The following is a 20556-nucleotide window of genomic DNA, read 5'->3' on the forward strand; positions in this document are numbered from 1 at the left end:
CCCCTCGTTCACCAGCGGTGCCAGTAGCGATGGCGCCAGCCCCAGGGACGTCCGTAGAACGGGCGCGGGCCATAATAGCCGTAGGCGTCGTAGAAGTTCGGACGCCACCAGCAGCGGCCCCAGGGGTTACAGACCCAGCGCACCTGATCGACATGCGCGGCCGGACCGCTTGCAATCTGGTCCGCCTGCGGGATGCCGTTCGGCATTGCCGCAAGCGCTTGTCCCGACGCCAGCGCGGCACCGCCCAGGGCAGCCAGACCAAGAACAGCAAATTTGAGTTTCATCGCAATCTCCCTCGTTGGTGGCGGGAGAACTTGCGAGGGATCAAGTGGTTGCTACCGCGGCAAACCGCGCGAGGAATTTAATCTTCCTGAATGAAGGTTCAGACTACCGGCGAGTTCCAAATGTGCCGTTCGTCATTGTTGCGAGCGCAGCGAAGCAACCCAGCGTCCTTCCGCGGAAGGGCGCTGGAGTGCTTCGTTCGCAAGGGCTCGCCGCAATAGCGGAAACAGGCACCACCGGGTCGACCGCCAGGTCAAACGCCAAGGGTTGCCTTTGCAGACCATCGTCGCTCCCGAATGACGCTGCAAATCTGGAATGTGAACGCGCTGAAGAAAGCCTCGACCCCACGCCGCTTTGCCTTGGCGTGCTCTGGATCAATTCGCCATTGGTGAAGCGCTTCCTCGGTCTCGAACTCGACGATCGTCACGCGCTCTCCATCGTCGGCGACGAAGCCCTTGTGCGAGATGTAGCCGGGTATCGTCCGCGCCAGTTCGCTCATGCGTTTTGCCATCGGTCCATATTCATCCTGCACGCCGGGGTTCATTCGCGTGCGAAATACGGTGACGATCATCGGGAGGGCTCCTGTGTGAGACTGCCATGATCTTTACCGATCGCCTATCATTCCGTATAATGAATAATTATGATTTAGTTGATCACCCAGAGAGATGTATGGATCTAGCTGATCTGCGAATATTCCTCGCCGTGGTTCGCGAGGGCGGTGTGACCCGGGCAGCGGAGCGGCTGCACCGCGTTCAGTCCAACGTCACAACACGCATCCGGCAGCTGGAGGAGGATCTCGGAGTGTCCCTTTTCATTCGCGAGGGGAAACGCCTTCATCTAGCGCCCCAGGGACACGTACTACTTGGCTACGCCAGTCGCTTGCTCGCGCTCGCAGATGAAACACGCGATGCTCTGAAAGATGCAAAGCCTCGCGGTACGTTCCGCCTCGGTGCGATGGAAAGCACGGCAGCTGTCAGGCTGCCGGGACTGCTTGACCAATACCACCGGCGTCATCCAGGAGTCGTTCTTGAGCTTCGCACTGGCAATCCGCAGGTGCTCGCGAGCGCCATTCTCGCCGGCGATCTCGATGCCGCGTTCGTCGCCGAACCGATCGCCGACGATCCATTCGAAAGGGCGCCTGCCTTCGAGGAAGAGCTGGTGATCATCGCGGCCGCCAATCACCCGCCGATCGGCAAGAGGGGCAGCAACCTGCCACGCACCATCATCGTTTTCGAGCACGGCTGCCCGCATCGCAAGCGGCTTGAAGACTGGTACGCAAAGCGAAACGAAATGCCAGAACGGATGATCGAGCTGGCGTCATATCACGCCATGCTTGGCTGCGTCGTCGCGGGCATGGGCGTAGCCCTGATCCCAAAGAGCGTTCTGACCACTTTTCCAGACAGAAGGCTTTTGAGCGTCCACCCGCTGGGGCGAACAGAGAACCGGGCATGGACCGCGCTCATCTGGCGCAAAGGTGCTAGCTCCGCGAACGTTCAGGCCTTGAGGGAGATCTTGCACAGCCCTCGGTTCGCAAATCCAAAGTAAGTGCGGCCGGCAGGAGCTGTCTGAGGCGTCACATCCCCCTAAACTGCGGCTTGCGCTTCTCCATGAAGGCCTGCCGACCCTCGCGAAAATCGGCGCTGTCCATGCAGGCCGTGCCGATCGCCTTGATCGCGTTCATGTCGCGTGCGCTTTCGTCCTTCAACACTTGCGCGATGGTGATCTTGGCGGCCTTGATCGCGAGCGGCGCGTTTTCGGAGATGGTCTGCGCGATCGCCATCGTCTCTCCCCAGAGTTGATCGATCGGAAACAGGCGCTCGACGAGACCGATGCGCAGCGCTTCCGCTGCGTCGATGCGCATGCCCGTGTACATCAACAGCCGCGCCCAGGACGGGCCGACCAGCGACACCAGATGCTTCAAGCCGTCATAGCCATAGGCGATGCCGAGCTTTGCCGCGGGAATGCCGAACTGGCTGCCATGCGCGGCGATCCTGACGTCGGCAAGCATCGCGACCTGCATCCCGCCGCCGAGGCAGAAGCCCTCGATGCAGGCGATAGTCGGCTTCGGGTATTCGGCAAGCAGCGCGCGCTGGGCGGCGCTGCGCCTGGCGTACTCTTCGGATGCCGCGGCGTTGTGCCTGACCTTCTCGAACTGGCTGATGTCGGCGCCTGAGACGAACGCCTTGCCGCCGGCGCCGCGCAGGATCACGACGCGCACCGCCTCGTCGTCGCGCAAAGCCGTCAGCGCCTCGCCGAACCCCTCCCACATCTCCAGCGACATCGCGTTGCGCTTGCCGGGATTGTTGAAGGTGATGACGCCGACGCCATCGGTGACCTGCTTGAGGATCTTGCCGTCGGCGTAGGGAGTGTCTTGGGACAGATCAGGCATCGCGCGCTCGCTTGTCGTTTGGCGAAGCGCAATGTGGGACCGGGCGAAGGCCCGGGTCAACCACGGCAGGGCGGGTGATCCCGCAACCGCCCGTGCCGCGATTGCATGCCTACTGCGCCATATGCGCGGTCAGCGGATGGTTGCCGGCATTGCTGAAGAACGCGGCTTCTTCGGCGGTCGCCTCCAGCAACTGCTCGTCCTGGTTATAGACGTCGTTGCGGAACTGGATGGTCTGGTCCTTGGTCATCCACGCCGTGAGATAGACCCAGGCCACCGGCACCTTCCTGGCCATGGCGACCTCCTGATGTTGCCCGGTGGAGATCTCCGCGTCGATTGCGGCGCGCGTCCACTTCGGCTGGTCCTTGAGCAGCCAGGCTGCGAGATCGCGCACATTGTCGACGCGCGAGCAGCCGTGGGAATCGAAACGGTAGTCGTCGCTGAACAGACTGCGCTGGTTGGTGTCGTGCATGTAGACCGAATAGGAGTTCGGCATGTCGATCTTGACCGCGCCGAGCGCGTTGAAGGAGCCGTTCTGCTGGCGCACGGTGAAGTTCGGCGCGTGCGTGCCCGACCAATCGACCGAATGCGGATCGATCGGATTGTCGTGGGCATCGAGCACCTCCATGTGCATGCGCGACAGATAGGTCGGGTCCTTGCGCATATGCGCAGAGATCTCGGTCTTGGCGATCGAAGAGGGGACCGTCCAGGTCGGATTGAGCACGACACCGGTGATCTGGGCCGTCAGCGTCGGCGAGGGCTTTTCGGTCTTGCCGACGATGACGCGATAGCGCCGCACCACGACGTCGTTCTCGATCGCCTCGGCGTAGGCGGCGGGGATGTTGACGACGACATAACGCTGGCCGAAGCTGAAATTGATGTTCTCGAGCCGCTCGAGCGATGCTTCCAGCTGGCGAATACGCTTTTGCACCGGGACGTTCATGGCTGCGAGCGTGCGCGGCGTGATCATGCCCGTGGGCGCAAGACCGTGGCGGGCCTGGAAGCGCTTCACGCCGTCAGCGAGATCCTGGTCGAAGCCGCCGCTCGCTCTAGCCGCAGCGAGATCGCCCGAGAGGATCAGCCGTTTGCGGAGGAGGTCGTCATGGGAGCCCTGGACGCCGAGCGCGAATTTGGCTTCCGCGGGGATCATCGGCCATCCGCCGCGCACCGCAAGATCAGAATAGCTCAGCGCCGCATCCTTGATCCGCTGTGCAGTGCCTTCGTCATAGGTCGGCTCATGCGTCAGCGCGAGCGCCGCGGCGGAGCGGCTCTCGGCGGTCGACGCCGGTGTTGCTGCGGCTTTGGGGGCGGCGGCGTGAGCCGTGTTGGCGGCTGTGGGCACCGTGCCGGATGGCGCGGCGGGCGAGGTATTGGTCCTGGGACCGGCCTGGCCAGTGGTCTCGGTCTGCGCAAGCGCGGAAGCGCTGGCGAGGAGGGCCGTGGCGATGATCACGGCATGGCGTTTCGACATTTGTCTGGTCTTCCCCATCAGGACGAGGCCCGCAACGGGCGCTCGTATCGGCACGTCTCGGCCGCCCACGCGGCATGCGCCGATTCGCTGAAACCGGTGGGACGCTAGGGCATCGGGGTTGCGGTCCCATTAAGCGAGGCACATCGAACCCGGTGCATCCCTGCATCGGAGCACTCGATTGGGTCGCAGCAAGGTCGGGATGGGTTCGCGAAATCAGTGAAGGCAAAGAAAAGGGGCGGCCAGGCCGCCCCGAAAAGCCGAGACCGCGCGCGGATGGCGCGCGGGCCCAAGCCGGATTCGTCAGGTCTCGCTCAATCCGGCCGCGCCCCCGCGACGCGGCGGATTGAACGTCGGCCTGAAAGGCCGGACCGTCGACCGGCTCAGTCCTCGTTCGCCGCGATCGATTCCATCAGCGAGACGAGCTGACGCTGCACCGTCTGATCCTTGATCTTGCTGTAGGCGCGCAGCAGGCGGAGGCTGAAAGCCGAGTCCAGGAACAGGAGGCTTTCGACTTCGCGGGCCTTGTTGTCGCCGTCGTAGAAGAAGGTCACGGGCACATCGAGGGCGGAGGCGATCTGCTGAAGCCGAGCCGCGCCGACGCGATTGACGCCCTTCTCGTATTTCTGGACCTGCTGGAAGCTGACGCCGAGCTTTTCGCCCAGCTCGGCCTGCGAGATCTTCATCTCGACGCGCCGCAGACGGATCCGCTTGCCAAGCTCAATGTCCGGCTTGCCGGCACTGCGCTGCTTCATCCTTTTCGCCGCTGCTTTCATCTCTGTTTTCACCTTTGTTCTTCGGTTGAAAATCCCCCGAAGAGCTGGGTCAGGGGTTCGCCCATATACGAGTCCTTGAATTCATGCGGATGCACGAACTCTTCCTTAAACCACGGGAAGCGAGCCGGACTGAAAGCTTCGATCAGCCAGTCAATCATGTGCCGCACGCGGGGAATCCGGCCGCTACCGGGATGGTAGGACAACCAGATATCCAACGGTCGGTTCAACTCGACCTCCAGTGGAATCAACTTCCCGCCAAGCGCAATGGCATAGCTTGGGAAGACGCCGATGCCGGCGCCATTCGCGACCGCCCAGTAGTTGGCGCTCGAGACGTTGGTCTTCATGACCAGAAGGTCACGCTCCGGAACGCCCGGGAAGAAGCTCTCAAAGGTTTCCTTGGCGGCGATCTGATCGGCGAATTGCAGCACCAGGCGGTGCTTGATCAATTCCGCTGCCGAGCGCGGCGCGCCATATTTCTCGATGTAACTCCTGGAAGCCCAGAACATCAGGTGCATGCGGCCGAGCCGCACCAGCTTGACATCGAGTGCCGAGGGACGCGACAGATGGATGGCGACGTCGGCCTCATGGCGGGAGACGTCGGCCGAACGCATCGCGCAGTGCAGATCGACCAGGACTTTGGGATAGGTCTGCTGGAATTCGACCAGCCGCGGGGCGAGCCAGAACGTGCCCAATCCTTCGGTGACCGCGACGCGGACCTCGCCCGTGAGAGAGTTGGCGGTCGAATCGCTGGCGCGCACTACATCGAAGGCGGCCGCCTCCATGCGCTCGACGGCCGAGACCACCAGCGCGCCTTCATCCGTGAGATGGGTGCCGTGAACGTCGCGGGTGAACAGGGTGGTGCCGGTCTGGCGCTCGAAATCGTCGATCCGGCGGCGGACGGCGTTGATCGACAGCGACAGTCGTTCGGCCGCCGAGCGGAAACTTCCGCATCGAACGACTTCCAGGAATATGCGGGCGGCATCCCAATCCGAGAGGCCGCTGATATTTGTGTTTAGGCGTTCCTCTCGTGGAACGCCCCTTTCCGCTAAGGAATGCATACAAGTCCCTTCGGGCCGCTAAACTGGCAGAATCTAGCGCAAACCACAACCACGACGGGTTGGGGAGCGGTGAGTTTTGAACGCCATACTTACTGCGCCCGAAGTGGTATTAAGGTGTGCCTGAGCGAGGAATCGGGCTAATTTCTGCCCGGAAGAGGGGTAGGCGTGCGTTCCGTTGCGAGCCTTAGAATGGCTGCGGGATTGCCGGGTCCAGTTGGACCGGAGGCGGGCATGCGAGATGTCATGCACCCCGATGGGACGGATCGAGGCCTCCGGCTCAAGCGTTTCACCTCTGATCGTTCCGGCTTGCTGCGCGCAGTGATGCCGGCTGGAACCGCGGTTTCGACGCAGAAACACACTGAAATCGACTTCGGGCGTGCGGACTCCTCGTGTTATCGTTGGTGCTCTTTGGGGGCCGAGGGGATCGTTTCAAGCACGTCTCGCAGGCCGAATTAACGGAAAGAACGCCGGTGTCGCATTCAGACGAACAGTTGCAGTCGGTGCTCGAGACGCTCGAGGAGTGCCGCAAGGTTCTCAACGAGAGCAACAGCCGCGAGTCGGCTGAGCTCCTTTCGATCGTCATCCTCGATGTCAGGATGAAGCTCAAAGGAATTGACAGTGCCGATCTCAAGGCGCTGTGCGACGAAATGCTGCGGAGCGCTGCCAGCGAACCGCTGTCCCCCTCCAAGCAGACGCAGGACCAGCCCCGGCGTCCGCTGCTCCGCGTGGTGAAGTAGCCGCGCCGCCGGATCTCGCTTTTTGGCGAGATTTGTGTGCGTCCCGGTGCCGCATCTGTGATTGCAGTTGGCATCGGGAGGAGCCCTGGTTTGATCGCGCTTCTGTTGCGCATTCCGCGGCATCGGCTACACCTGAGCCGGTTCGGCTCCGGCCCCGAGCGCGTTCCCCGCGCCCCGCCCGAGGGCCTGGGATGGCTTCGACTGCATCATGCAAAATGTTTCGATTACGGCGGCGCTGATTGCCGGCCTCGTCAGCTTCCTCTCTCCTTGCGTCCTGCCGCTGGTCCCGCCTTATCTGATCTATCTCACCGGTGCGACGATCGAGCATGTCGAGAGCGACGAACCGGCGTCGGCCTCGAAGCGTGCGATCATGATCTCGGCGTTGCTGTTCGTGTTTGGCTTCTCCACGGTGTTCGTGGCGCTCGGCGCCAGCGCCTCGCTGATCGGCGGGCTGATCCGCGCCTGGTCGGCGGAACTATCGATCCTTGCCGGCATCGTCATCATCGTGATGGGGCTGCACTTCCTCGGGCTGACGCGCATCGGCCTGTTGATGCGGGAAGGCCGGCTTCCGATTCCGAAGCCTGTCGGGCTCTGGGGAGCCTACATCATGGGGCTCGCCTTTGCTTTTGGCTGGACCCCTTGCATCGGTCCGATCCTGGCCGCGATCCTCTCGATCGCCGCGGCTGAAGCCACGGTGACGAAGGGCGCCGGCCTGCTCGCGGTCTATTCCGCCGGCCTCGGCATTCCCTTCCTGATCGCAGCGCTGATGATCGAGCAGTTCACAAAACTGTTCGCGCGGATGAAGGGCCATCTCGTCAACGTCGAGCGCGCCATGGGCGTGTTGATGGTGATCACCGGCATCGGCTTCCTCACCGGCGCAGTCTCCAATGTGAGCATCTGGCTGCTGGAGACGTTTCCGTCGCTGCAGACGATCGGATAGGGCGGCTCAGGCTCGCGCGGCCGTTCTCTTCGGGTCCGACGGCCTGTCGGCGAACGGGTCCTGATAGAGCCAGGAAAGGTTCTCGCAGAAGCGCTCCAGACTGGTCTCGCGAATCAGCTGGTTGCGCAGCAGCGCATGGACCCCGGAGGGATGGTAGACGTGGTCGCCAAGCTCGCGGGCCCCAAGCTGGACCCGTGCGGTGCGCAGCAGCCGCATAGTCCTGTAGCGTTGCAGCGCGTGGGCGGGGTCGCTTTCGCTGCCATCGAGCGCGTCGGCAAGACTGACGGCATCCTCCAGCGCCATGCAGGCGCCTTGCGCGAAGTATTGCAACATCGGATGTGCGGCATCGCCCAGCAGCACGACGCGTCCGTCGATCCAGCGGTCGGTCGGGTCGCGATCGCAGGTGACCCAGGCCTTCCAGTCCCTGCCGTGATGAATGATCGTCTTGGCGCGGGGATGCACGTCGCGAAATTCCGCGAGGACCTCGTCATGGGTGACGGGCCTGGCGGCGAAGGCCTCCGCGGGATCGTTGTGGCAGGTGATTGCGAGGTTGAACACCTTCCAGCCTGACAGCGGGTAGTGCACGAGATGGCACTTGGCGCCGGCCCACAGCGTCGCCGCGTTCCAGCGCAGATCCTCCGGCATCTGCTCGGTCGGGATCACCGAGCGATAGGTGGTATGGCCGGCGATCCGCGGTGCGCCGTCGCCCACCATCTGCTGGCGAATGCGGGAGCGCAGCCCGTCGGCGCCGATCAGTAGGCCCCCGGTGATGCGCTCGCCTGACCTGAGCAGGGCCGTGGCCCGCGTGCCGTCCTGCTGATATCCGATGACGTCGCAATCAGTTCTCAAGCTGACATTCGCATGTGCCTCGCAGGCACGGACGAAAATGCGGTGCAGCTCGCCGCGATGGACCACGGCATAGGGGTTGCCGAAGCGTCGGCGAAAATAGCTGGTGAGATCGATATTGGTGATCTCCTCCGCCGAGATGGCATCCATGAGACGGAGCTGATCGATGAACACGGCGATCGACCGCGCGGCATCGCCGAGCGCGAGGCGATCGAATGCGTGAAACGCGTTGGGACCGAGCTGAATGCCGGCGCCGATCTCCTGATAGCACGATGCGCGCTCGAGGACGGTGACCTGGAAACCCTTTTGCGCCAGCGCGATTGCGGCTGCCAATCCGCCGATGCCGCCGCCTGCAATGATGATGGGATCCTGTCGCATGTCCTCTCCTGCCTCTCTCTATTTCGTTGACGTCTTTCCGCGCGGCAGGCTCGTCTTGCCGCGCGTCTCCGCGCGTTCGTGCACGTCCTTGGACTTCGTCGGCGGTGCGACACTGATCAAACCGGCCTCGACTTCTTGCTCGAGCCGATCAATGTTGTGGTAGAGTTCGACCAGCACCCGCTTGAGCTCGGTCGCTTCTTTCGCGGACATGCTGCCGGTGACGACCTCTTCATAATAGGCGGCGAGCGGCACCAGCCGTGCGGCAAGTTCGGCGCCCCTGGGCGTCAATGCGACCTGGAGGCTGCGCTGATCGTTCTCCGGCCGGTCGCGCGTCAATAAGCCGGTGCGACTCATCTCCGCGACTATCCGCGACAGCGTGGACACGTCAGCCGATGTGAGCTCGGCGATCTCGCCGAGGCGCAACGGATGGCCCTGCTCGAGCAGCGCGGCCAGCACGCGGTACATCGGCAGCGTCAACTTCTCGTGACGGATCACGCGCGTGAACAGATCGCCCATGCGCACGCCCAGGCGTGCGAGCAGATAGGGAAGCGAATTCGAAAATCGATACATGAGTTTGGGTCCGGGCTCGAGTCCTCGCGGAAAAGCTCCGTCCGGATTAAGCGCCAACCTTCGCAGGTGCAATATTTGCGTATCAATCATTTGCAGATACAACTTTCCCATTGACAAGTATTTGCGCGTGCTGCTTTGCTTTGTCAACGCGAAAGCAAAGCCGAAGGAACGACCACCATGCAGGGCAAGATCGCGCTCGAAGAGCATTTTGCGATGGACGACACCGTCAAGGACAGCGCGGGCTTCGCGCCGGCCCAGGACTGGGTCGAGCTCAAGGCACGGTTGCTCGACATACATGAGCGGCGGCTTGCGGAGATGGATGCGCACGGCATCGAGCTGATGGTGCTGTCGTTGAACGCGCCGGCCGTGCAGGCGATTCCAGATCGCAATCGCGCGTTGGACTTGTCGCGCCGCGCCAATGACTTTCTCGCCGAGCAGGTCGCAAGGCGGCCCGACCGCTTCCAGGGACTCGCAGCGCTGCCGATGCAGGACCCGGAAGACGCCGCTCGCGAGCTCGACCGCTGCGTCAGCACGCTCGGATTTCGCGGCGCGCTGGTTAACGGCTTCAGCGAGCTCGCCGGCACCGAACATGCCATCTACTACGATCGCAAGGAGTTTTGGCCATTCTGGGCGGAGGCCGAGCGCCTCGGCGCTCCTTTCTATCTGCACCCGCGCAATCCGCTGGCAAAGGATGCGGCGATCTACGAGGGACATCGCTGGCTGTTGGGACCGAGCTGGGCGTTCGGCCAGGAAACTGCCGTGCATGCCCTGCGCCTGATGGGCTCCGGCCTGTTCGACGCCTATCCCCGGCTGCAGATCATCCTCGGCCACATGGGCGAGGGGCTGCCTTACGCGATGTGGCGCGTCGACAATCACAACAAGTGGATGCGGACCCAGAACGCCTATCCGGCAAAACGCAAGATCGCCGAATATTTCAGGGAGAATTTCTACATCACCACGTCGGGTAATTTCCGCACCCAGGCACTGATCGACGCGATGCTCGAGATCGGCGCCGATCGCATCCTGTTCTCCGCCGACTGGCCGTTCGAGAACATCGACCACGCCGCCGACTGGTTCGACACGGCGACGATTTCCGAAGGTGATCGGCGCAAGATCGGCCGCGACAACGCTCGCGCCTTGTTCGGTCTCGGCGAAATAACGATCCAATCTGCCGCAGAGCAGAAGACATCATCAGATCCAATGGAGGAAACCCGTGAGCATCTCGTCCGAAATCGACGTGCATGAGGAATTGTCCGGCGCCGCGATAGGTCCGTTTCACAAGCAGCTTGGCGTCCTGATCACACTCATCACCCTGTTCGACGGCTATGACACCTTCAATCCGGCCTATGTCATCCATTATGTCATGCAGCCCTGGGGGCTTGCGCCAAGTCAGGCGGGACTCCTGGTGAGCTCGGGTCTGTTCGGATTTCTGTTCGGAGCGATCGGGCACGGCGGCATTGCCGACCGTCTCGGTCGGCGCGGCACGCTGCTCGCCGGGCTCTGGATCGTCAACGTCTTCACATTGCTGACTGCGATGCTGGCCAGCGATTTCTGGAGCTACTGTGCCTTGCGCTTCGCCACAGGGCTCGGTCTCGGTGTTCTGCTGCCGCTCGGCACCACGTTCATCAACGAGCTCGCGCCGAAACGCGTCAGCAACGCGTTCTCGCTCTGGGGCGTGACGCTGGGCTGGTCGCTTGGCGGCGTCTGCGCTGGTCTCATCGGAGTGTTCCTGACGCCGCAGCATGGCTGGCAGATCCTCTACTACGTCGGAGCGCTGTCGATTCCGTTGACCTTCGTGGCCCATGCGATTCTGCCCGAGAGCGCGCGCTTTCTTTCCTCGCGCTCGCGTACCGCGGAGCTGCGCGCCTTGCTGACCCGGCTGCGGCCGGAGCGGGCCTTCGTCTATCGGGATGCGACGTTCGCGGCCGTCGACCGCGAGGCGCCCGAGAGCCCGATCCGAGCCCTGCTAAGTCCACGCTATCGCCGCATCTCCCTGACGATCTGGTTCACGGCGTTCCTCACCTTGTTCGCGATCTTCGGTCTCACCGGCTGGATTCCGACCGTCATGCTCAAGCGTGGCGAGACCTTTGCGGCTTCGTTCGGCTTCGGCGCGCTGATGCAGGCGATGTCTTTCATCGGGGGGCTCATGCTCGCGATGCTGGCCGACCGGAAATTCGCATTGACGCCGCGTTACCTCGCGACATGGTGGATCACCGGCGGCATTGCCGTGCTGGCTCTCGTTTTCGTCAGTGGTCACGGCGTCAATCTCGCCATCGTCGCCGTTGCGGGGTTCTGCATCATCGGCGCGCAGCACGTGCTGAATAATTTCACCGCCGGTTCCTACGAAACCTGCTTCCGGGCCAGCGGCGTCGGGATGGAATTGGGCATCGGCCGCGTCGGCGCGATTCTCGGACCCTATGTCATCGGCCTGCTGCAGCAGGTTACCGGCGGTCCCGATGCCGTGTTCTGGGCAATCGGCGGCGCCTCCATTGTCGGCGCGCTGGCGATTGGATCGCTTGGCATCGCCGCGGCAAACCGCCTGCCGCGTGTCGATATCGCGCCGGCGGAATGACGAGACCTTCACCACGGGAGACATGACATGTTCGCATCAATCCGTTCTGCTGAGATCGCAGGCCTGCTCGACAGTTGGGTGCTTCTGTTCGCGCGTGTTGCCGTCGCGCCGCTGTTTCTCTATAGCGGCTTTGGAAAGGCGATGGCCTTTACTGCGACGGCGAGCCGGCTTCCCGGCGGCGCCGATGGCTTTGGTGCTCTGCTCGCCGCCGGCGCATTGGCGACGGAAATCGGATGCGGCACGGCCCTGTTGTTGGGCCTGTTCGCGCGGCCGGCAGCGGTGATCCTGATCCCGTTCACAATCGCCGCCACGTTGATGTTCCACAATTTCTGGGCCGCGCCCGAAGCCCAGGTCGTGGTGCAGACTATCAACTTCCTGAAGAACCTCGGCCTGCTTGGCGCCCTTGCGATGATCGCAACTTACGGACCGGGCGCTTATAGCGCACAGGCTGCGACAAGGGCCGGCCCCAGAGGTGTCCCCGGGTTATCGTGATTGCCGACGGAGACAACTCGACAGTTGACCGCGAAGAGTATCAGCGCTTCGCGAGTTGATCTCCACGGCGAAAGATTGCGAGAGTTGTGCTTCGAGAGTGCGCGCGCGGACCCGAGTGGTCTTCGGCGACGAGGTCTCGGCTTCACCGCTCCCCGTCCAGCGCGCAGGTCACCGTGCAGACCACGCCCCGCGGCAGGAAGTCGACGGTCGCCTCGCCGCCGAGTTGGTCTCGCGCGCTGCGCTCGATCAGGCGTGAGCCAAAGCCGCGCTGCACCGGTGTTGTCACCAACGGGCCCCCGAACTCGGTCCAGATCAGCCGCAGCCGCGGCTTCGGCACGTCGGCAATGACATCCCAGTCCAGCGTCACCCGGCCGGTCTCGTTGGACAATGCGCCGTATTTGGCCGCGTTGGTCGCGATCTCGTGCACGATCATCGACAGCACCACGGCGAGCCGCGGTGACAGCGGCACGGCAGGGCCGGCCATCCGGATGCGATCGGGATTTGCGAGCAGGAATGGCTGGAGCGCGCGTGCGATCACGTCCCTCAGTTCCGAGCCCGCCCACTTCTCCTGGCTGAGAAGGTTATGTGCCTCGGCGAGCGCGCCGAGGCGCCCTTCGAACTTGGTTCGCTCGTCGCGGCTTGCGCTGCGAAAAGTCTGCACCGCGATGGCCTGCATCAGCGCGAGCGTGTTCTTGACGCGATGGTTGAGCTCCTCGATCAGAAGATTGTGCAGCATCTCGCCGCGCGCGATCGTCGTTGCCATCCTGATCGCAAAGGTGAGGCCGACCAGGAGCAGTACGCCGCCGATCAGACTCGTGATCGCGATGTTGCGCCAGAGCGGCGCGATCAGCGAACTCTCGGTGACTCCGGCGGCGATGGTCCAGCCCGTCAGCCGCGATCGCGTATAGGCCGAAGCAAGAGCCACGCCATCGAGTGAGACGCTCGACAGAATCGCCTCGGGCGAGCGGAACATCGCGTCGAAGAGCGATGGCGATGCCTGCTTGCCAAAAGTATCGCCCGGGTTGGGAGCGCGCGCGAACACGATGCCCTTGCTGTCCAGCAGCGATACGGTCCATCGCTCGTCCGGGCGCTGCCGCTCGACGAGGTGCTGGAAGATGTCGATCGGCGGGCTGAAGGAGAGCGCATAGACTACCTCGCCGTCGCGCAGCACGGGGACCTCGACGGTGACGATCGGGCGCTTCTTGGCCGATCCAGTGAACAGATCGGAAAACTGCGGGGTCTTGCTCGCGAAGACCCGTTCGACGATTTCGTGGTTGTTGCGCGACGGCAGATTCTTCGTGTCGGTCGTGACCGTCGAGAACAGCTGATGTCCGGACCTGTCGGCCAGCAGCAGGACGCTGTCTTCGCCATATTGGCTGATGAAGCCGACGGCGAGACGCCTGAAGCCGTCGAAGTCTCCACTACGCAGGGAATCGCTGAGCGCGAGCACCTGCAAGCCGCCGGTCATCCGCTGCACTTCGGCATCCAGCACGAGACGCATGCTCCGTACCGTCTCGAGCACGCGGCGTGTCGCGTCGCTGCGGTCCTGGCGATAATTGAAATAGGCAATGCCGACTGCGAAGACGATCAAGGGCAACATCGTTCCCGTGACCAGGAGAGCGAGCCGGACCGGCAGGGTGAGCTTTGACAACGCAGGCGTCCCGGTTCCAGCGCTGCAGCGCCGGATTATGATTTTGTCAAACCATACGGGCAGGACCTGCGCCGCGCCATGATTTTTCCTATCCGGCGGGCGGATCGAAAGGGGATTTTGCAGCGCGGTCGTCGGCGCTTCAGCTCATACTGATTGCGGTCAGCAGCAGGCACATGGCGTATACGGCCGCCAGGCTGAGCCCTGCGATGCGAGCTTCTCGATGCGGTGTCATGCGATCAACTCCGAGGCGGCGGCCGCCCTCGAGGCGACCGCCCCTGTTCGTCAGGTCTCAATCAACTTCCTGCACGACCGTGCGGGTGCCTGGATCCACCAGCATTACGCGATCGCCGGAGTAGACATAGCGATATTGCGTGAGCGACGGACCCCAATCGGCCGGGACCGACTCCAGCTCGACATCACTCGGAACCTTCGCACCGACGATGATTTTCTCCTTCGTCGTCACCGGCCGCAGGTGATGCTCCGTGACGTAGGATTTGATCCGCGTCCGGTATTGGGGCTCGATTTGAATCGTCGCAGCGTGACCGGTTCCGGTCGTGGTCACCACGGTGGATTGGGCGAACGCGCCAGTCGAGATCATCAGCGCTGCTGCGGAAAGCAGGAATAGCTTCTTCATGTTGTCCTCCTCGGGAATATGCGCCGCATCAACATCGCGCCCCCGGTGACGTTCCCGCTGGATAGGAACAAATTGCTACTTCTTCCCGTTTGTGAATCGACCGGGCGCGGAAACGCCCGGCAATTGGAGGAGGAGAGAATGAAGCTGAGGATCGTTACCGCGGCGCTGATGGTTGCTGCGTTTTCGCTGCCGGCGTTCGCGGCCGACGAGTTCTATGTCGTGCAGGACGTCAAGACCAAGAAATGCACGGTCGTCGACAAGAAGCCGACGGACTCGAGCATGACCGTCGTCAGCCCGTCGGGCACAATCTACAAGTCGCGCACCGAGGCTGAGAGCGGCATGAAGACGGTCAAGGTCTGCACGTCGAACTAAGGAGGACGCACATGCCAGTCTTGATTTTGTGGGCCGTTCCGGCCGTGCTGGTGATCGGCGGCGGAATTTATCTGATCGGCCATTTCCACTAGACAAGATAGCAACGGGCTCCGCGATCGCTCGCGAAGCCCGTTACAACAAATTCCGGGAACGTCAGAGATTGCTCTCGGTGATCGCGGCGTAGACCATGCTGCGCAGTTCACGCCGGAGCGGATAGGCGCTCGACGGCAGCACCTGCGTCATGAAGATCGTGATCAGCTCTTCAGCCGGATCGATCCAGAACGAGGTCGTGGCCGCGCCACCCCAATTATATTCGCCGGGACTGCCGGCGATCAGCGTCTCGGCCGGGCGCATGGTTACCGCAAAACCGAGGCCGAAGCCAATGCCGTTATAAGTGGCTTCCGAGAACAGCGAGCGCGACACGTCCGGCAGCGCGCGACCGCCCGGAATGTGATTGCTCGTCATCAGCGCCAGCGTCTTCGGCCCGATCAGCCTCACACCGCCAAGCTCGCCGCCGTTGAGCAGCGCGCGGCAGAAGGTCAGATAGTCTGCAACCGTCGAGCACAGCCCGCCGCCGCCGGAGATGAAGGAGGGCGGGGAGAGGAACGAACTCGTCTCCGGATCGTCCTGGAGCGTGATGCCTTCGCGGCGCTGGCCGGCGTGGAAGGTCATGCCGCCGGCGGGGTCTGCCGAGTAGCACGCAGCGAAGCGATGCGCCTTTGAGGCCGGCACGTGGAAATCGGTGTCGGTCATGCCGAGCGGATCCAGGATCCGTTTCTTCAGGAACTGCTCGAAGGGCATGCCCGAAATCTTGCCGATAAGATAGCCGATCACATCGGTTGCCACGGAGTAGTTCCAGGCCTCGCCCGGCGAGAATTCCAGCGGGATCTTTGCAAGGCTCTCGATCATGCCCTGCAGCGTGCCCGACTTCTCGACCTCGCCGATCTTCTCGGCGCGATAGGCGGCATCGACATTGGAGCGCTGCTGGAAGCCGTAGGTCAGGCCGGAGGTGTGGCGCAGGAGATCGACGATCAGCATCGGCCGGGACGGCGGCCGGGTCAGAAAATTAGGCGAGGTGCCGGCGACGAACACGCCGAGGTTCTTCCATTCCGGAATGTACTTTGCGACCGGCTCGTCGATCGCGACCAGGCCCTCCTCGACCAGCATCATGAAGGCGACGCTGGTGAGCGGTTTGGTCATGGAATAGATGCGGTAGATGGTGTCGTCCTTGACCGGCACCTTGCGTTCGACATCGGCGAGGCCCTGCACAGAGCTGTGGGCGATCTTGCCGCGGCGGTAGACGAGGAGGTGCGTGCCGGGGAAACGGCCGGCATCGATGTACCGGCTCTTCAGGTGAGCATCGACGCGGTCGAGCGCGGCCTTGGACATGCCGACAGATTCGGGCGAGGCAGGGGTGGGGGCGAGCATCAGTTCCTCCGGGCAGTTTTGTCCGACGTTGATAGCCGAAATGACGCCCTTATTCCAAGCGGGTCGCGCTTAACGCGAGCCCGCCTGATAGTGTAGGCTCCGGCCCGAAACGCCTCCAGGGAGCCCTCAAGATCCCAGTGGGGCCAACGAGAAAAACCAAGGCAACGCACCATGACCCAGTTCAACGAGACCGAGCTCACCGCAGCCGTCGTCAAGAGCTTCGACGATACGCCCGACCGCCGCGCGAAATTCCTGCTCCAGGAATTAGTGAAGTCGCTGCACGATTACGTGAGCAAGACCGGTCTCACCTTCGAGGAGTGGGAGTACGCCATCGATTTCCTGACCCGTACCGGCCAGAAATGCAGCGATACCCGCCAGGAATTCATCCTGCTCTCCGACGTGCTCGGCGTCTCCATGCTGGTCGACGCGGTCAATCATCGCGACCGCGACGGCGCGACGGAGACCACGGTGCTCGGGCCATTCTATGTCGGCGAGCACAAGGTGACGGCCCACGGCACCGACATCTCGCCGAACAATCCGACGGGCGAGCGGATGTTCGTGCAGAGCCGCGTCACCGATCTCGAGGGCAAGCCGCTCGCCAATGTCCCTGTTGACGTCTGGCATGCCGACGACGATGGCTTCTACGATTCCCAGAAGGCGAACTATGATGAAGTCGGCGCCTCGGCGCGGGCGCGCTTCATCACCGACGCCGACGGCCGCTTCTTCTTCCGCACCATTCTGCCGTGCAGCTATCCGATTCCGACCGACGGGCCGGTCGGCGAGATGATCGTGCAGACGAAGCGCCATCCGATGCGCCCGGCGCATGTGCACTTCCTGGTCAATGCAAAGGGCTACGAGCCGCTGATCACCCACGTCTTCATGGACGGCGACAAATATCTCGATTCCGACGTGGTGTTCGGGGTCAAGGACGACCTCGTCGCCAAGGTCGAGCCGCGCAACGATGCCGAGATGCCCGATGGCACCAAGGCGAATGGGCCCTGGCATCTGATGACCTACGAATTCCACCTCAAGCCGGGCGGCGGCATCGCGCCCAAGCCGCTGGGGACGAAGGCGGCGGAGCCGGCCTGATCGGCAGCCCTGCTAGCGCGCATGCAGCAAAGCGAGCAGGGCGACGACGGCGCAGGCCAGGACCACCGTGGTCAGCTTCCAGAACAGCAGCGGATTGCGCTCGATCAGGGGCGTGGTCCGCGTGCTGAGATAGGCCGGGTTCGGGCTCCTGAGTTCGTAGGTGAATTCGGATAGATCCTCGTGCCGCTTGTTGGGGTCGGGATGCAGCGCCTTGCGCAGCGCGCCATCGATCCAGATGGGGACGGCGCGGTCGTCGTGGCTGGCCGGGCGATACCGGAGCTTCCACGCGTCCGATCGTCCCCTGATGCGGGCGACCTGGGCGCCGTAAGGCAGTTCTCCGGTCAGCATCTGGTAGCAAATGGTCGCCAGCGAGAACATGTCCGAGCGCGGCGAGCCGCCTTCGCCGAGGAAGTATTCCGGTGCGGTGTACTGCACCGTCCCGAGGATTTCAGCGCCGGCCGGATTGGGCGACGCCTCCGCCACGCCGGCGACCTTGACCGCGCCAAAGTCGATGATCTTCACGGTGCCGGTCTTGTCGATCAGCACGTTGTCGGGTCTGAGATCCTGGTGCAGCATCTCCATGCGATGGAAGGCGCGCAGGCCCGACGCGATCTGGTCCACGATGCCGCGCACGGTCTCGAGGTCGGGACGCGGATTGTCCAGCATCCACTGCCGCAGCGTCTGTCCTTCGATGAACTCGGTTGCGACGTAGAGATAGTTGCGCCGCTTGGACCGCGAGCGCGGCTTCAGGACGTGCGGACTGTCGATCCGCCGCGCGATCCACTCCTCCATCAGGAAGCGTTTCAAATAGGCGGGGTCGTCGCGGAGATCGATCGAGGGAATTTTCAGGGCGACCATCTCGCCGGTTTCGGTGTCGACCGCCAGGTAGATATGGCTGCGGCTGGAGGCATGCACTTCGCGCACGATGCGGTAACCGTCGAACAGGGCCCGGGGCTCCGGCAACGGCGGCAGCGGCAGCCCGGCGGTGCCGCCAAAAATGTCCGACGAGCCGATCTGCGGCACCTCGTCGATGCGCAGGATCTGGACGGTGATGTTATCGTCGCTGCCGCGCCGATAGGCCTCCTCGACGATGCTCTTCGCCGCCGCATCGAGATCGCCGGCGCAGACGTCGAGCGTGGCCGTGACGAAGCGATGATCGACGAACTCGTAGGCGCCATCGGTGGCCAGCAGGAAGATGTCGCCCTTTTCGATCTGAAGTGCCTGGTAATCGATTTCGATCTGCGGATTGATCCCGAGCGCGCGGCCGAGATAAGTCTGCTCCGACGAGACGATGATCCGATGATCGTCGGTCAGCTGTTCGAGGGCCTTGCCGGCGACGCGGTAGATCCGACAGTCGCCGACGTGAAAGATGTGGGCCATGGTCGATTTGACGACCATTGCGGTGAAGGTACAGACGTAGCCCTTGTCGCGATCGTAGGCGTACCGGCTGCGCCGCGTTTCGGCATGCAGCCACGAATTGGTGGCTTCAAGCACACGCCGCGCCGAAGTCTTCACCGTCCAGGATTCGGAGGTGCAGTAATAGTCGGTCAGGAAGCTCTTGACCGCCGACTCGCTCGCCTCCTGGCTGACCGCGCTGCTCGAGATGCCGTCGGCCAGGACAACGGCGATCCCCTTCAGGCTCAACAGCGGCTCTGCCGGGATCAGGGCGCCGTGGAAGTCCTGGTTGACCGGCTTGCGCCCCTTGTCGGAGTGCTGCCCGATCGAGATTTGCAAGCCCCGGCCCATCCTCGCCACCAATGCAAAGGGAGCCTCACCATATCAGGCGAGGCCCCCTTCGTGACGCGCAATTGTCACGCCGCTGCCCGGGTCGACGGGTTGGCGGCCGGCTGGCGCTTCGGCTTGGTCAACACGTGCGTCGTGTAGAGCGTGAGGCCGGTGAAGGCGAGGCCGCCCACGAGGTTACCCAGCACGGTCGGGATTTCGTTCCAGATGAAATAGTCGAGGATCGAGAACTTGGCATGGAGCATCAGGCCCGACGGGAACAGGAACATGTTCACGACCGAATGCTCGAACACCATGTAGAAGAACACCAGGATCGGCATCCACATTGCGATCACCTTGCCGGGGACCGTCGTGGAGATCATGGCGCCGACGACGCCGGTCGAGACCATCCAGTTGCACAGCATGCCGCGAATGAACAGCGTTGCCATTCCGGCGGCACCGTGCGCCGCATAGCCGAGCGTCCGGCCTTCGCCGATATTGCCGATGGCCGTACCGACCTTGTCCGGGGCCTGTGTGAAGCCGAACGTGGTCACGAAAGCCATCATGAGGGCTACCGTGAGCGCGCCGCCGAAATTGCCGATGAAGACAAGGCCCCAGTTGCGCAAGACGCCGCCCAGCGTGACGCCGGGGCGCTTGTCGATCAGCGCGAGCGGCGATAGCACGAACACGCCCGTGAGCAGGTCGAAGCCCAGCAGATAGAGCATGGAGAAGCCGACCGGAAACAGCAGTGCGCCGATGATGGGCTGGCCGGTGTTGACGTTGATGGTGACGGCGAACCAGGCCGCGAGTGCGAGGATGGCGCCGGCCATGTAGGCGCGGATGACCGTATCCCGGGTGGACATGAAGATCTTGGATTCGCCGGCGTCCACCATCTTGGTGACGAATTCCGAGGGTGCGAGGTACGACATCAACAGCTCCTTTGCTCATCTACGCGATCGACCCGGCCCGTGCCTGATCGACGCTTCTGCCAGGCAGTGAGCTTCGCGCCCCCGCGGGATGCGGATCGAAGTGGGGCACCGACATGCGCAAGGGGATAGCGTCACGATGACCGCGCATTGGCGGACCAGCGAACAGGCTTCCCAGTGGCCTTCGGTGGCTTGATGCTCCGGCTCACTGTCAGTCATCGTTGACTAG

General features: G+C 63.1%; 21 protein-coding genes. 8 read left to right on the forward strand and 13 right to left on the reverse strand.

What is annotated here, in order from left to right:
- Positions 1-8 precede the first annotated feature (8 nt).
- Together XH88_RS20675 and XH88_RS20680 are read right to left on the reverse strand one after the other, a co-directional pair.
- Positions 9-284, reverse strand: coding sequence for a hypothetical protein (locus XH88_RS20675; RefSeq protein ID WP_271670086.1), 276 nt, complete (start codon positions 282-284; stop codon positions 9-11).
- Positions 285-535: 251 nt separating this feature from the next.
- Positions 536-853, reverse strand: coding sequence for an antibiotic biosynthesis monooxygenase family protein (locus tag XH88_RS20680; RefSeq protein ID WP_271670087.1), 318 nt, complete (start codon positions 851-853; stop codon positions 536-538).
- A gap of 26 nt (positions 854-879) precedes the next feature.
- Between XH88_RS20680 and XH88_RS20685 the strand changes: the two genes are divergently transcribed.
- Positions 880-1827 carry a LysR family transcriptional regulator gene (locus tag XH88_RS20685; RefSeq protein ID WP_271670088.1) on the forward strand — a complete coding sequence of 316 codons (948 nt, stop codon included), beginning with the start codon at positions 880-882 and terminating at the stop codon, positions 1825-1827.
- Positions 1828-1855: 28 nt separating this feature from the next.
- Here XH88_RS20685 and XH88_RS20690 read toward each other — a convergent pair whose 3' ends face one another.
- The 4 genes from XH88_RS20690 to XH88_RS20705 form a co-directional block, all read right to left on the reverse strand.
- Complete coding sequence (locus XH88_RS20690) at positions 1856-2671, reverse strand: enoyl-CoA hydratase (protein WP_271670089.1); 816 nt, start codon at positions 2669-2671, stop codon at positions 1856-1858.
- 109 nt (positions 2672-2780) lie between these two features.
- Entirely contained in the window at positions 2781-4139 is a 1359-nt protein-coding gene (locus XH88_RS20695; RefSeq protein ID WP_271670090.1) for a L,D-transpeptidase family protein, read from the reverse strand.
- A 380-nt stretch (positions 4140-4519) separates the two neighbouring features.
- Positions 4520-4891, reverse strand: coding sequence for a helix-turn-helix domain-containing protein (locus XH88_RS20700; protein ID WP_164938811.1), 372 nt, complete (start codon positions 4889-4891; stop codon positions 4520-4522).
- A 29-nt stretch (positions 4892-4920) separates the two neighbouring features.
- A complete protein-coding gene (locus XH88_RS20705; protein ID WP_271670091.1) occupies positions 4921-5970 on the reverse strand; it encodes a LysR family transcriptional regulator in 1050 nt (349 codons plus the stop codon).
- A 389-nt stretch (positions 5971-6359) separates the two neighbouring features.
- Between XH88_RS20705 and XH88_RS20710 the strand changes: the two genes are divergently transcribed.
- Together XH88_RS20710 and XH88_RS20715 are read left to right on the forward strand one after the other, a co-directional pair.
- Entirely contained in the window at positions 6360-6707 is a 348-nt protein-coding gene (locus XH88_RS20710) for a hypothetical protein (RefSeq protein ID WP_271670092.1), read from the forward strand.
- Between the two features lie 208 nt (positions 6708-6915).
- Entirely contained in the window at positions 6916-7647 is a 732-nt protein-coding gene (locus tag XH88_RS20715) for a cytochrome c biogenesis CcdA family protein (RefSeq protein ID WP_271670093.1), read from the forward strand.
- Between the two features lie 6 nt (positions 7648-7653).
- On the opposite strand, the gene XH88_RS20720 is transcribed toward XH88_RS20715, so the two are convergent.
- Positions 7654-8871 carry a 3-hydroxybenzoate 6-monooxygenase gene (locus XH88_RS20720; RefSeq protein ID WP_271670094.1) on the reverse strand — a complete coding sequence of 406 codons (1218 nt, stop codon included), beginning with the start codon at positions 8869-8871 and terminating at the stop codon, positions 7654-7656.
- Between the two features lie 18 nt (positions 8872-8889).
- The gene (locus tag XH88_RS20725; RefSeq protein ID WP_271670095.1) at positions 8890-9648 is read right to left on the reverse strand and encodes a MarR family winged helix-turn-helix transcriptional regulator; all 759 of its coding nucleotides are present in this window, start codon (positions 9646-9648) and stop codon (positions 8890-8892) included.
- Between XH88_RS20725 and XH88_RS20730 the strand changes: the two genes are divergently transcribed.
- The 3 genes from XH88_RS20730 to XH88_RS20740 are packed head-to-tail and all read left to right on the forward strand — an operon-like array spanning position 9619 to position 12505.
- Positions 9619-10686, forward strand: coding sequence for an amidohydrolase family protein (locus XH88_RS20730; RefSeq protein WP_271670096.1), 1068 nt, complete (start codon positions 9619-9621; stop codon positions 10684-10686). The genes XH88_RS20725 and XH88_RS20730 overlap by 30 nt on opposite strands.
- Positions 10655-12013 (forward strand): MFS transporter, encoded by a 1359-nt coding sequence (locus XH88_RS20735; RefSeq protein ID WP_271670097.1) that lies wholly within the window; start codon positions 10655-10657, stop codon positions 12011-12013. Before XH88_RS20730 ends, XH88_RS20735 begins: the two co-directional genes overlap by 32 nt.
- A 27-nt stretch (positions 12014-12040) precedes the next feature.
- Positions 12041-12505 (forward strand): DoxX family protein, encoded by a 465-nt coding sequence (locus XH88_RS20740; RefSeq protein ID WP_271670098.1) that lies wholly within the window; start codon positions 12041-12043, stop codon positions 12503-12505.
- A gap of 142 nt (positions 12506-12647) precedes the next feature.
- Here XH88_RS20740 and XH88_RS20745 read toward each other — a convergent pair whose 3' ends face one another.
- Complete coding sequence (locus XH88_RS20745; protein ID WP_271670402.1) at positions 12648-14105, reverse strand: sensor histidine kinase; 1458 nt, start codon at positions 14103-14105, stop codon at positions 12648-12650.
- A gap of 340 nt (positions 14106-14445) precedes the next feature.
- Positions 14446-14790 carry a DUF1236 domain-containing protein gene (locus XH88_RS20750; RefSeq protein WP_271670099.1) on the reverse strand — a complete coding sequence of 115 codons (345 nt, stop codon included), beginning with the start codon at positions 14788-14790 and terminating at the stop codon, positions 14446-14448.
- Positions 14791-14928: 138 nt separating this feature from the next.
- Here XH88_RS20750 and XH88_RS20755 point away from each other — a divergent pair, with 138 nt between their 5' ends.
- The gene (locus tag XH88_RS20755; protein ID WP_271670100.1) at positions 14929-15162 is read left to right on the forward strand and encodes a hypothetical protein; all 234 of its coding nucleotides are present in this window, start codon (positions 14929-14931) and stop codon (positions 15160-15162) included.
- A 153-nt stretch (positions 15163-15315) separates the two neighbouring features.
- Here XH88_RS20755 and XH88_RS20760 read toward each other — a convergent pair whose 3' ends face one another.
- Positions 15316-16590, reverse strand: a complete 1275-nt coding sequence (locus XH88_RS20760; protein ID WP_271670101.1) for a serine hydrolase domain-containing protein — start codon at positions 16588-16590, stop codon at positions 15316-15318.
- Positions 16591-16761: 171 nt separating this feature from the next.
- Here XH88_RS20760 and XH88_RS20765 point away from each other — a divergent pair, with 171 nt between their 5' ends.
- Complete coding sequence (locus XH88_RS20765; protein ID WP_271670102.1) at positions 16762-17679, forward strand: intradiol ring-cleavage dioxygenase; 918 nt, start codon at positions 16762-16764, stop codon at positions 17677-17679.
- A 12-nt stretch (positions 17680-17691) separates the two neighbouring features.
- Here XH88_RS20765 and XH88_RS20770 read toward each other — a convergent pair whose 3' ends face one another.
- Both XH88_RS20770 and XH88_RS20775 read right to left on the reverse strand, forming a co-directional pair.
- Entirely contained in the window at positions 17692-19425 is a 1734-nt protein-coding gene (locus XH88_RS20770; RefSeq protein ID WP_271670103.1) for a bifunctional protein-serine/threonine kinase/phosphatase, read from the reverse strand.
- A gap of 65 nt (positions 19426-19490) precedes the next feature.
- Positions 19491-20330 carry a formate/nitrite transporter family protein gene (locus XH88_RS20775; protein ID WP_271670104.1) on the reverse strand — a complete coding sequence of 280 codons (840 nt, stop codon included), beginning with the start codon at positions 20328-20330 and terminating at the stop codon, positions 19491-19493.
- Positions 20331-20556 lie beyond the last annotated feature (226 nt).

The organism is Bradyrhizobium sp. CCBAU 51627 (assembly GCF_028128765.1).
GTDB lineage: Bacteria > Pseudomonadota > Alphaproteobacteria > Rhizobiales > Xanthobacteraceae > Bradyrhizobium.

Excerpts from the sequence above, each read along its gene's own strand:
- XH88_RS20675 (WP_271670086.1), bottom strand. The coding sequence starts at position 284 with ATGAAACTCAAATTTGCTGTTCTTGGTCTGGCTGCCCTGGGCGGTGCC.
- XH88_RS20680 (WP_271670087.1), bottom strand. The coding sequence starts at position 853 with ATGATCGTCACCGTATTTCGCACGCGAATGAACCCCGGCGTGCAGGAT.
- XH88_RS20685 (WP_271670088.1), top strand. The coding sequence starts at position 880 with ATGATCTTTACCGATCGCCTATCATTCCGTATAATGAATAATTATGAT.
- XH88_RS20690 (WP_271670089.1), bottom strand. The coding sequence starts at position 2,671 with ATGCCTGATCTGTCCCAAGACACTCCCTACGCCGACGGCAAGATCCTC.
- XH88_RS20695 (WP_271670090.1), bottom strand. The coding sequence starts at position 4,139 with ATGTCGAAACGCCATGCCGTGATCATCGCCACGGCCCTCCTCGCCAGC.
- XH88_RS20700 (WP_164938811.1), bottom strand. The coding sequence starts at position 4,891 with ATGAAGCAGCGCAGTGCCGGCAAGCCGGACATTGAGCTTGGCAAGCGG.
- XH88_RS20705 (WP_271670091.1), bottom strand. The coding sequence starts at position 5,970 with ATGCATTCCTTAGCGGAAAGGGGCGTTCCACGAGAGGAACGCCTAAAC.
- XH88_RS20715 (WP_271670093.1), top strand. The coding sequence starts at position 6,916 with ATGCAAAATGTTTCGATTACGGCGGCGCTGATTGCCGGCCTCGTCAGC.
- XH88_RS20720 (WP_271670094.1), bottom strand. The coding sequence starts at position 8,871 with ATGCGACAGGATCCCATCATCATTGCAGGCGGCGGCATCGGCGGATTG.
- XH88_RS20730 (WP_271670096.1), top strand. The coding sequence starts at position 9,619 with ATGCAGGGCAAGATCGCGCTCGAAGAGCATTTTGCGATGGACGACACC.
- XH88_RS20725 (WP_271670095.1), bottom strand. The coding sequence starts at position 9,648 with ATGCTCTTCGAGCGCGATCTTGCCCTGCATGGTGGTCGTTCCTTCGGC.
- XH88_RS20740 (WP_271670098.1), top strand. The coding sequence starts at position 12,041 with ATGTTCGCATCAATCCGTTCTGCTGAGATCGCAGGCCTGCTCGACAGT.
- XH88_RS20745 (WP_271670402.1), bottom strand. The coding sequence starts at position 14,105 with ATGTTGCCCTTGATCGTCTTCGCAGTCGGCATTGCCTATTTCAATTAT.
- XH88_RS20750 (WP_271670099.1), bottom strand. The coding sequence starts at position 14,790 with ATGAAGAAGCTATTCCTGCTTTCCGCAGCAGCGCTGATGATCTCGACT.
- XH88_RS20755 (WP_271670100.1), top strand. The coding sequence starts at position 14,929 with ATGAAGCTGAGGATCGTTACCGCGGCGCTGATGGTTGCTGCGTTTTCG.
- XH88_RS20760 (WP_271670101.1), bottom strand. The coding sequence starts at position 16,590 with ATGCTCGCCCCCACCCCTGCCTCGCCCGAATCTGTCGGCATGTCCAAG.
- XH88_RS20765 (WP_271670102.1), top strand. The coding sequence starts at position 16,762 with ATGACCCAGTTCAACGAGACCGAGCTCACCGCAGCCGTCGTCAAGAGC.
- XH88_RS20770 (WP_271670103.1), bottom strand. The coding sequence starts at position 19,425 with ATGGGCCGGGGCTTGCAAATCTCGATCGGGCAGCACTCCGACAAGGGG.
- XH88_RS20775 (WP_271670104.1), bottom strand. The coding sequence starts at position 20,330 with ATGTCGTACCTCGCACCCTCGGAATTCGTCACCAAGATGGTGGACGCC.